Source organism: Craterilacuibacter sp., assembly GCF_051659485.1.
GTDB lineage: Bacteria > Pseudomonadota > Gammaproteobacteria > Burkholderiales > Chromobacteriaceae > Craterilacuibacter.
On the sequence record NZ_JBOFOO010000085.1, the window covers coordinates 1 to 10,182 of the forward strand.

A 10,182-nucleotide genomic window follows, 5' to 3' on the forward strand; every position below is an offset into this window, starting at 1 on the left:
TTGCTCTAAAAGGATTTGGTCATGCTGGCGCAAGGTAAAACGCCGAAGGCTGTTTCCGCCGCGAAAGCGGGAGCCGGTTGCAGACATGCCCGAGGGGAGCGAGGCGAAAGCCTCTGTTACAAGGCGCGTAAGCGCAAGAATTTGGATGGCAAATCGTGAGTGTTTTTGTGCTCGATAAACGCAAACAACCGCTGATGCCGTGTTCACAGAAACGCGCCCGCAAGCTGCTGGATGCGGGTCGTGCGGTGGTGGTACGGGTGGTGCCGTTCACCATCCGGCTAAAAGACCGCGTGGGCGGGGTGATGCAGCCGCTTCAGGTCAAACTCGATCCTGGCAGCAAAACCACCGGCATTGCACTGGTGCGCGTACAGGACGAGGCTGATCCTGAAAGCGGTGAACTACGTCGCACCGTCCATCCGCTGTGGCTGGGTCACTTGCAGCATCGCGGCGCGGTCATTCGGGATGCGTTGCAGGCGCGAAGCGCCATGCGCCGCCGTCGTCGTGGTCAAAACCTGCGCCATCGTGCGCCACGGTTCGACAATCGAACGAAACCGGAAGGCTGGCTGGCGCCGTCCTTGCGGCATCGGCTGGAGACAACGCTGTCGTGGGTGCAACGGCTGCGCCGCTGGACGCCGGTTTCTGCACTCGCTGTTGAGCGCGTGAAGTTCGACATGCAGGCCATGCAAAACCCCGAGATAGCCGGCGTTGCATACCAGCAAGGGACACTGCACGGTTACACCGTGCGCGAATACTTGCTGGAGAAGTTTAAACGTCAGTGCGTGTACTGCGGTGCCTTGGGCGTGCCGCTGCAAGTCGAGCATGTAAAACCGCGTGCGCGGGGTGGTTCTGATCGTGTCAGCAACCTCGCGCTGGCGTGCCAGCCTTGCAACCAGAAGAAGGATGCGCTGCCGGTCGAAGTATTCCTGGCCAAGCAACCGGAACGACTGGCGAAGCTGAAGAAACAACTGAAGACCCCGTTGCACGACGCCGCCGCCGTCAATAGCACACGCAATGCGCTGGTTGCAGTATTGAAAGCCACCGGCTTGCCGGTAGAAACCTCGGACGGGGGCAGGACGAAATACAACCGTCGTACCCTCGCCATCCCGAAAACGCACGCACTGGATGCGGCCTGCGTGGGCTGGGTTGATGCCATCGGCCACTGGCAGAAGCCGGTACTGGAGATTAAAGCCACCGGACGCGGCCGCTACCAGCGCACGCGACTGGATAGTTCGGGTTTCCCGCAAGGCTATCTCACCCGCAGCAAACGACATCATGGTTTCCAGACCGGAGATCGGGTGCGGGCAGAGGTGCCGAACGGCAAGAAAACCGGCTGCTATTGCGGGCGGGTGGCGGTACGCGCCAGCGGCAGTTTCAATATTCAGATTGCCGGTCAACCGGCGGTGCAAGGGATCAGCCATCGGCACTGCCGACTGCTCCAGCGTGCAGACGGTTACGGCTATTCATTCCAACCCAAGGCTGCTTAACAAGAAAAGAGAGCGGGTACAGGGCGCAGCCCAGCCACGACGCCTGCGGCGTCGGCGCTATCCCTCCCCGGCATGAATGCCGAGGTTTCCCGCGCAAACTGATGAAAAAGGTTTACATCAAGACATTCGGCTGCCAGATGAATGAATACGACTCCGACAAGATGGTCGACGTACTCGCCGGCAACGAAGCCACTATCAAGACCGACAGGCCGGAAGAAGCGGACATCATCCTGTTCAATACCTGCAGCGTGCGCGAGAAGGCACAGGAGAAAGTGTTTTCGGACCTGGGCCGCGTGCGCGAACTCAAGCTGGAAAAACCCGGACTGATCATCGGGGTAGGCGGCTGCGTGGCCAGCCAGGAAGGGGCTGCCATCATCAAGCGCGCGCCCTATGTGGATGTGGTGTTCGGCCCGCAAACCCTGCATCGCCTGCCGGAACTGATTAAAAACCGGCAAAGCAGCGGCACATCGCAAGTCGACATCTCGTTCCCCGAGATCGAGAAATTCGACCATATCCCACCAGCCAAGGTCGATGGCCATGCTGCAGCCGTGTCCATCATGGAAGGCTGCTCCAAATACTGCTCGTTCTGCGTCGTGCCTTATACCCGCGGCGAAGAAGTCTCGCGCCCGTTCGAAGATGTACTGACTGAGATTGCCGGCCTGGCACTGCAAGGCGTCAAGGAAATTACCCTCCTGGGGCAGAACGTCAATGCCTACCGCGGCTTGATGGCCGATGGCGAGATTGCCGACTTTGCGCTGCTGCTGGAGTTTGTCCACGAAGTGCCGGGTGTGGAGCGCATCCGCTTCACCACCAGCCACCCGCGCGAGTTCACTGAACGCATCATCGACTGCTTTGCACGCCTGCCCAAGCTGGTTTCCCACCTGCACCTGCCGGTACAAAGCGGCTCCGACCGCATCCTGATGGCGATGAAGCGCGGCTATACCGCGCTCGAATACAAATCCATCATCCGCAAGCTGCGCGCCGTGCGCCCCGACCTCAGCCTGTCATCCGACTTTATCGTTGGCTTTCCCGGCGAAACCGAAGCCGATTTCGAGGCTACGCTCAAGCTGGTCAAGGATCTCGCATTCGACTTCAGCTTTGTATTTATCTACAGCCCGCGCCCGGGTACGCCGGCGGCCAACCTCTCCGACGACACGCCTTACGAGGTGAAGCAAGGCCGACTGGCTGCCCTCAATAAAGAGATCGAGGCCACCGGTTTTGCCATCAACCAGCGCATGCAGGGCACGGTACAGCAGGTACTGGTCGAGGCGGTATCGCGCCGCGATAGCGCCATGTTGGCGGCGCGTACCGGCAACAACCGCATCGTCAACTTTGTCGGCCACCCGCGCCTGTTGGGGCAGATGGTCGCCGTGCGCATTACCGAAGCGCACCCCCATTCGCTGGTCGGCGAGGTAGTCAGCGCCGAGGCGGTGTAATACCATCAGTGCATAACGATAATCCGGCCGATTCAGATGGATGAAGCGGACACCAGCCCCGGGGCACGATAGCGCAATGCCACACGCCGAACAGCTCAGTTTCAACCCGGTCGACAATGCCCGCCTGGCACGCCTGACCGGCCCACTGGATAGCAATCTCAAGCAGATAGAGATTGCTCTGGATGTCACCATCGCCCGCCGTGGTGAAGTTCTGCGCATTCAGGGCGAGCGGGCGCGCGAGGCGGCCAGTGTACTCACCCGCCTCTACCTGCTGGCCGAGTCGCAAGACTTGGAAGTCGAAGATGTGCAACTGTGTCTGGTCGAGCTGCAGCAAAATCCGTCGCTAGCCGGTGACAGCATCGCGTCCCCCGCACTGCGCACCCGCCGCGGCGACTTGCGCGGGCGCACCCCGCGTCAGGTTGGCTATATCCGGGCCATACTGGAACACAGCATCAGTTTCGGCATCGGCCCGGCAGGTACCGGCAAGACTTATCTGGCCGTCGCCTGCGCAGTCGATGCCTTCGAGCGTGATGCAGTGAAACGCATCATGCTGGTGCGTCCGGCAGTCGAAGCCGGCGAGAAGCTGGGCTTTTTGCCCGGCGATCTGGCCCAGAAAGTCGACCCGTATCTGCGCCCGCTATACGATGCCCTCTACGACCTGATGGGGAGCGAGCGGGTGGAACGCATGCTGGAAAAGGGCCAGATCGAGATTGCGCCGCTGGCCTATATGCGCGGACGCACGCTCAATAACGCTTTTATCATTCTGGACGAGGCGCAAAACACCACGCCCGAACAGATGAAGATGTTCCTCACCCGCATCGGCTTCGGCTCGCGCGCGGTGATTACCGGTGACATCACCCAGATTGATCTGGCCCGCCACCAGAAAAGCGGCCTGACCGAAGTCGAAAAGATTCTGGGACAGGTACGCGGCATCCATTTCCACCACTTCACCAGCGACGACGTGGTGCGCCATCCTTTGGTGCAGAAAATCGTCGACGCTTACGAGCATTACCATGAAACAAGCCAAACGTAATCCTGTCCTCGCGCGGCTGGCCGCACGCCTGCAACTGACACGGGACATACGCAGCGAGGCCACACACCTGCCCTCGGCCAGCGAACTGAACCGCTGGGCGCGAGCCGCACTGCAGTCCGGCGTCAAAATGGCCGAAGTGAGCATCCTGATTGTCGATGCCGATGAAGGCCGCAGCCTCAACCGCGACTATCGCGGCAAGGACTATGCCACCAATGTGCTCTCCTTCGCCCTGAACGAAGGCGAAACCGTGGCCGGCATGCCGCTGTTCGGCGATCTGGTGCTGTGTGCACCGGTAGTTGCACAGGAAGCCGCCGATCAGGGCAAGGATTTACTGGCCCATTACGCCCACCTGACCGTACACGGCATGCTGCACCTGCAAGGCTTGGATCACGAAGACGAAGCAGAAGCCGATGCAATGGAAGCACTGGAAACCCTGATCCTGGCGAAGCTGGGATACCCCGACCCCTATCTTGAGGAAAAATCCGTCTAATGGACGACTCTGGCAAACCGTCACCAAACTGGTTCGAACGACTACTTAACCGTTTTACCCATGAACCCGAAGACCGGGAAGAACTGGTCGCACAATTACACGCGGCATTCGAGCGCAATCTGATGGATGCCGATGCGCTGGCCATGATAGAAGGCGTGCTCAATGTCTCCGAGCAAACCGTACGCGACGTCATGGTGCCGCGCAGCCAAATGGATGTGGTACGCGTCGGCGATCCGGTCGAGCGCTTCCTGCCCTTCGTCATGGACACCGCCCACTCGCGCTTTCCGGTTATCGATGACGACAAAGACGATATTGTCGGCATCCTGCTGGCCAAGGATCTGCTGCGCTACTTCCACGCACCCAAGAATTTCGACCTGCGCGATACCCTGCGCCAAGCCATCTTCGTTCCCGAATCCAAGCCGCTGAACGTCTTGCTCAAGGATTTCAAGAGCACGCGCAACCATATGGCCATCGTGGTCGATGAATATGGCAGCGTCTCCGGCCTCGTCACCATCGAGGATGTCATCGAGCAGATTGTCGGCGACATCGACGACGAGTACGACTTCGACGAAACCGAAGACAATATCGTCCCCATCCGCGGCCAACGCTTCCGCGTCAAGGCGCATACCGAAATCGAAGACATCAATACCTTCTTCGGCACCCGCTTTTCCGATGAAGACGCCGACACCATAGGCGGCCTAGTACTGGCTGCCATGGCGCATATGCCCAAACGCGGTGAGAAGGTGTCCTTAGGGATACTGGATATCACGATATTGCGTGCCGACAGCCGCCGCTTGCATACGCTGGTCGTCTCGCCACGACACAAGCCGGGCGACGACGCTAGCGGCGAGCAGGACGCCTGATGCCCAGAGCCTTTTTCTATCTGGCCGCCGCCTTGATGGCCGGCGCGGCAAGCATGTTTGCCTTCGCGCCCCACCGCCTGTTCTGGCTGATGCCGCTATTACTGGCCATCCTGGCAGAGCTCTGCCTACGCCACCCGCGCCATGCTTTTGCCTTGGGCTATGGCTGGGCTCTGGCGGCCTATACCGCCAACTTCAACTGGATCTACAACAGCCTGCACGATGTTGCGCACTTGCCGGCTATTCCTGCTGCCATCGCCACCATCCTGCTGCCGGCCTATTTGGCGCTCTATCCGGCCTTGGCCATGCTGTTTACGATCAGGCTCAGCCAGCAGACATGGGTGCGCTGGCTGTTGCTGTTTCCGGCCCTGTGGACCTTGGGTGAATGGCTACGTAGCTGGATGCTGACAGGCTTTCCCTGGGGCGCCGTTGGCTATAGCCAGATTGCAGAAAGCCCGCTGGCCGGCCTTGCCGCTGTCGGCGGCATCCATACGGTCACCTTTGCCGTCGCCCTGACGGGGGGCGCATTGGTGGTCTTACCGCGGCTAGCCAAAAACGGGCGTCTGGCTCTGATCGCCTTACTGCTTCTGCTGTGGGGTGGCGCACAAGCACTGAAGTCCGTGCCATGGACGCAAGACTCGGGCAAACCGGTGAGTGTCGCGCTGGCGCAAGGCAATATTCCACAGGCGCTGAAGTGGAGCCCCGAAGTTCTGCAACTGACGATAGAACGCTACTACCGGATGATAGGCACCCAGCGTGCCGACCTGATGATTCTGCCGGAAACGGCTTTTCCGCTGTTTCTGGAAGACTTGCCCTCAGGCTTGATCACCATGATCCAGCGCGAAGCCAAGGCCAAACAGATGGATATTGCCATCGGTATTCCGCGCCGCACCGATGATGGTCAGGGTTATCTCAATGCGGTGGTCGCTTTTAGCCAGCCGGAACTCCCCTACTATGCCAAGAACCATCTGGTACCTTTCGGCGAATTCATCCCGCTGCCGCAGTTCATCGGCTGGATCTACCAGTTTATGGACATGCCCTTGTCCGGCTTCTCGCGCGGTGGTGCGGCACAAGCCCCACTGGCGCTGGCCGGCCAGAAAGTGGCATTCAATGTCTGTTATGAAGACAGCTTTGGCGAAGAACTAATAGGCCCGGCCCGCAATGCGACTATGCTCGCCAACGTCAGCAATCTGGCCTGGTTCGGCAAAAGCTCGGCGATGGATCAGCATCTGCAACTGTCGCAGACCCGCGCACTGGAAACCGGCCGCCCGATGCTGCGCTCGACCAATACCGGCATGACCGCCCTGATAGGGCCGGATGGCAGTATCAGCAATATGGCCGCACCCGACACCGAACAGGTTCTCAAGGTGAAGGTGCAAGGGCGTAGCGGGCTGACGCCCTATATGCGTAGCGGCAACCTGCCCATCCTGTTGGCTTGTGCCCTCTTGATCCTGGGCGTGATTGCCGCAGAATGGTGGCGCAAGCGCCGCCTGCCCATGCAGTAACTAAACGCAAAGCAAAAAGAGCCGGCAATGTGCCGGCTCTTTTTTATCGTGCCATCTTACTTCATCGTCGGCATGACAAACTCGGCGGTCAGCTTTTCCGGCCAGCGGCTGGTAATGGTCTTGATGCGGGTATAGAAACGTACGCCCTCCGGGCCGTGCATGGCATGATCGCCAAACAGCGATGCCTTCCAGCCACCAAAGCTGTGAAAGGCCATCGGCACCGGGATCGGTACATTGATGCCGACCATGCCGACCTGAATGCGATGACCGAATTCGCGGGCCGCCGCACCGGAACGGGTAAAGATCGCGGTTCCGTTGGCGTAGGGGTGGGCATTGATCAGCGCGACAGCACTATCAAAATCGGGCACCCGCACCACGGCCAGCACCGGCCCGAAAATTTCCTCCTGATAAATCGTCATAGCGGGAGTAACATGATCGAACAGGCAAGGCGCAATAAAGAACCCCTCTTCATACCCCGGATGACGGTAGCCACGGCCATCAACGACCAGACTCGCACCTTCGGCCACGCCGGTATCGACATAGCCGGCGACCTTGTCCAGATGGGTACGTGTTACCAGCGGACCCATTTCCGCATCGGCGTCATTACCCACACCGATTTTCAGGGTACGCGCACGCGCAGCCAGCTTCTCGACCAGCGCATCCGCTACATCCCCAACCGCAACCGCCACCGAAATCGCCATGCAGCGTTCACCCGCCGAGCCGTAAGCCGCGCCCATCAGCGATTCGACCGCCCCATCCAGATCGGCATCCGGCATCACCACCAGATGATTCTTGGCACCACCCAATGCCTGCACCCGCTTGCCGTGATGGGCACCGGTTTCGTAGATATAGCGCGCGATGGGGGTAGAGCCGACAAAGCTCAGGGCCGCCACATCCGGATGGGTAAGCAGGGTGTCTACCGCCAGCTTGTCTCCATGCACCACGTTGAACACACCTGCCGGCAAACCGGCCTGCTGCAACAATTCGGCCAATAGCACTGCGGTAGACGGATCGCGCTCGGAGGGTTTGAGGACAAAAGTGTTACCACAGGCGATCGCGACCGGGAACATCCACATCGGCACCATGGCGGGGAAATTGAATGGCGTAATACCGGCCACCACCCCCAGCGGCTGGCGCATGGAGTGGCTATCGATACCGCTACCTACCTGCTCGGTGAACTCACCCTTAAGCAGCTGCGGAATACCGCAGGCAAACTCGACCACCTCCAGCCCACGGGTCACCTCGCCGATGGCGTCGGATACTACCTTGCCGTGCTCGCTGGAAATCAGCTCGGCGATTTTCTGCTGGTTTTGTTCCAACAGTTCCTTGAATTTGAACAGTACACGGGCACGCTTCAAGGGCGGGGTGGCCGCCCATGCCGGAAATGCACGCCGTGCGGCAGCAACCGCCACATTCACTTCATCAATACTGGCCAGCGGGGCATGAGCAATAACCTGACCCAGTGCCGGATTGAAAACATCGCTGCTGCGGCCGCTTTGGCCGGCGTAGTGTTCGCCGCCAATAAAATGGGGAATGCTATACATGGCAAGGGTCCTTATTATTCGGTTACGCGAATGGCGTCGCCAATCACGCTAAACAGGGTGTCGATTTCCTGCTCACTGATGATCAATGGTGGAGAGCAGGCGATGATGTCACCGGTAAAACGCACCAAGACGCCCTGCTCCCAGCACTTAAGAAAGACATCCATGCCACGGGCACCGGGGGCGTCCGGACGGCTTTCCAGTTCGATACCGGCAACCAGACCCAGATTGCGGATATCCTTGACGTTGCGCTCGCCCTTCAGGGCATGCACCTTGTCTTCAAAGCGCGGCGACAAGCTGGCCGCACGCTCAAATAAGCCATCCTGGCGATAGACATCCAGCGTGGCAATCGCTGCCGCACATGCCAATGGGTGAGCGGAATAGGTATAGCCATGCGGAAACTCGATGGCTCTATCCGCTGCAGCCTCCATAAAGGCATCATGGATCTCGGGCTTGACCAGCAAGGCGCCCATAGGCACCACGCCATTGGTCAGCCCCTTGGCACAGGTGATGATGTCGGGCAACACGTCAAAGCGGTTGGCGGCCCAGTCGGCCCCTAGGCGGCCAAAACCGGTAATCACTTCATCGAAAATCAGCAGGATGCCGTATTTATCGCAAATTTCACGCAGCCGCTTAAGGTAGCCCTTGGGCGGGATCAAGACACCGGTAGAGCCGGCCATAGGCTCGACAATGACGGCGGCAATGGTTGAAGGATCATGCAGGGTTGTAATGCGCGCTTCCAGTTCATTGGCGAGTTCGACACCATATTCAGGCTCTCCACGAGTGAAGGCATTGCGTGCCAGATCATGCGTGCTCCTGATATGGTCAACCGCCGGCAGGCTCACCGGAAACAGTTTGCGGTTGCCGGCGATACCGCCGACCGAGATCCCGCCAAAGTTCACGCCGTGGTAGCCACGCTCACGCCCGATCAACTTCACACGAGCAGCGTCACCGCGCACCCTATGGTAAGCAATCGCCATTTTCAGGGCAGTGTCGGCCGCTTCGGAGCCGGAGTTGACGAAAAACACCTTGGACAAGCCTGCCGGCGCCATGGCTGCCAATCGTTCTGCCGCCTCGAAAGCCTTGGGATGGCCGATCTGGAATGGGGGCGCGTAGTCCAGTGTTGCGGCCTGCTTCTGTATGGCCTCGACAATAGGCTTGCGGTTGTGACCCGCATTCACACACCACAAACCCGCACAGCCATCGAGAATTTGCCGGCCCTGGTCATCGGTGTAATACATCCCGTCAGCGGAAACCAGCATGCGCGGGGCGCTCTTGAAGTGGCGGTTGGATGTAAATGGCATCCAGAAAGCCTGCATTTGATTCTGATCCATGATGTTCTCTCCTCACTGCACGGTCGTGCCATAGTCAGGAATGTAGACAGATGCAGCACAGCGCAACATAGGCAGTTGCCACAAAAACAGACTGACTGTATTGAAATAAAAACTGTACGGTAGGAATAGGCAAACGCAGAGAGGGCTTATCTTGAAGCCATAAAACAGGTTATGCTGAAAGAATTACAAGAGGCGGAAAGCAAGGCATGGCAACATCGACAGGCACAACACTGGCCGAGCAAATCGTCACCCGCCTAATTCACAGCATTGAGCAAGGTACGCTGCCCCCAGGCAGTCGTCTGCCGTCGGTTAGAAGGTACGCACAAGAACACCAGATCAGTACCTTTACAGTGAGCGAGGCCTATCAACGACTGGTGACCCGCGGCTATGCCATTGCACGCAAGGGTGCTGGCTACTATGTTGCTCCCCGTAGTCTGGTACAACCACTATTGGCACCGGCGCTGGACAGCCTGCCGATTGACGACGACTGGCTGCTTAG

Annotated in this window: 9 protein-coding genes; 7 read left to right on the forward strand and 2 right to left on the reverse strand. The window is 59.2% G+C overall.

Annotated elements, in window-relative coordinates; genetic code table 11:
• Positions 1-155 precede the first annotated feature (155 nt).
• The 6 genes from iscB to lnt all read left to right on the forward strand — a co-directional run bounded on the left by iscB (position 156) and on the right by lnt (position 6,808).
• The gene (iscB, locus tag ACRC1E_RS02965; RefSeq protein WP_438513618.1) at positions 156-1,484 is read left to right on the forward strand and encodes an RNA-guided endonuclease IscB; all 1,329 of its coding nucleotides are present in this window, start codon (positions 156-158) and stop codon (positions 1,482-1,484) included.
• A gap of 101 nt (positions 1,485-1,585) precedes the next feature.
• Positions 1,586-2,920: a tRNA (N6-isopentenyl adenosine(37)-C2)-methylthiotransferase MiaB gene (gene miaB / locus ACRC1E_RS02970; protein ID WP_438513619.1), complete on the forward strand. Its 1,335-nt coding sequence runs from the start codon at positions 1,586-1,588 to the stop codon at positions 2,918-2,920.
• 76 nt (positions 2,921-2,996) lie between these two features.
• Positions 2,997-3,953 carry a PhoH family protein gene (locus tag ACRC1E_RS02975; RefSeq protein WP_438513620.1) on the forward strand — a complete coding sequence of 319 codons (957 nt, stop codon included), beginning with the start codon at positions 2,997-2,999 and terminating at the stop codon, positions 3,951-3,953.
• Positions 3,934-4,443, forward strand: a complete 510-nt coding sequence (gene ybeY / locus ACRC1E_RS02980) for an rRNA maturation RNase YbeY (RefSeq protein WP_438513621.1) — start codon at positions 3,934-3,936, stop codon at positions 4,441-4,443. The genes ACRC1E_RS02975 and ybeY overlap by 20 nt, the downstream gene beginning before the upstream one ends.
• Positions 4,443-5,306: an HlyC/CorC family transporter gene (locus ACRC1E_RS02985; protein ID WP_438513622.1), complete on the forward strand. Its 864-nt coding sequence runs from the start codon at positions 4,443-4,445 to the stop codon at positions 5,304-5,306. Before ybeY ends, ACRC1E_RS02985 begins: the two co-directional genes overlap by 1 nt.
• Positions 5,306-6,808 carry an apolipoprotein N-acyltransferase gene (gene lnt, locus ACRC1E_RS02990; protein WP_438513623.1) on the forward strand — a complete coding sequence of 501 codons (1,503 nt, stop codon included), beginning with the start codon at positions 5,306-5,308 and terminating at the stop codon, positions 6,806-6,808. Before ACRC1E_RS02985 ends, lnt begins: the two co-directional genes overlap by 1 nt.
• Positions 6,809-6,864: 56 nt before the next feature.
• Here lnt and ACRC1E_RS02995 read toward each other — a convergent pair whose 3' ends face one another.
• Positions 6,865-8,352 carry a CoA-acylating methylmalonate-semialdehyde dehydrogenase gene (locus ACRC1E_RS02995; RefSeq protein WP_438513624.1) on the reverse strand — a complete coding sequence of 496 codons (1,488 nt, stop codon included), beginning with the start codon at positions 8,350-8,352 and terminating at the stop codon, positions 6,865-6,867.
• 14 nt (positions 8,353-8,366) lie between these two features.
• Positions 8,367-9,683: an aspartate aminotransferase family protein gene (locus ACRC1E_RS03000; protein WP_438513625.1), complete on the reverse strand. Its 1,317-nt coding sequence runs from the start codon at positions 9,681-9,683 to the stop codon at positions 8,367-8,369.
• 206 nt (positions 9,684-9,889) lie between these two features.
• On the opposite strand from ACRC1E_RS03000, the gene ACRC1E_RS03005 reads away from it, so the two are divergent.
• Positions 9,890-10,182 (forward strand): GntR family transcriptional regulator (locus ACRC1E_RS03005; protein WP_438513626.1); only part of this gene is annotated, 293 nt, incomplete at its 3' end.

Excerpts from the sequence above, each read along its gene's own strand:
- miaB (WP_438513619.1), top strand. The coding sequence starts at position 1,586 with ATGAAAAAGGTTTACATCAAGACATTCGGCTGCCAGATGAATGAATAC.
- ACRC1E_RS02975 (WP_438513620.1), top strand. The coding sequence starts at position 2,997 with ATGCCACACGCCGAACAGCTCAGTTTCAACCCGGTCGACAATGCCCGC.
- ybeY (WP_438513621.1), top strand. The coding sequence starts at position 3,934 with ATGAAACAAGCCAAACGTAATCCTGTCCTCGCGCGGCTGGCCGCACGC.
- ACRC1E_RS02985 (WP_438513622.1), top strand. The coding sequence starts at position 4,443 with ATGGACGACTCTGGCAAACCGTCACCAAACTGGTTCGAACGACTACTT.
- lnt (WP_438513623.1), top strand. The coding sequence starts at position 5,306 with ATGCCCAGAGCCTTTTTCTATCTGGCCGCCGCCTTGATGGCCGGCGCG.
- ACRC1E_RS02995 (WP_438513624.1), bottom strand. The coding sequence starts at position 8,352 with ATGTATAGCATTCCCCATTTTATTGGCGGCGAACACTACGCCGGCCAA.
- ACRC1E_RS03000 (WP_438513625.1), bottom strand. The coding sequence starts at position 9,683 with ATGGATCAGAATCAAATGCAGGCTTTCTGGATGCCATTTACATCCAAC.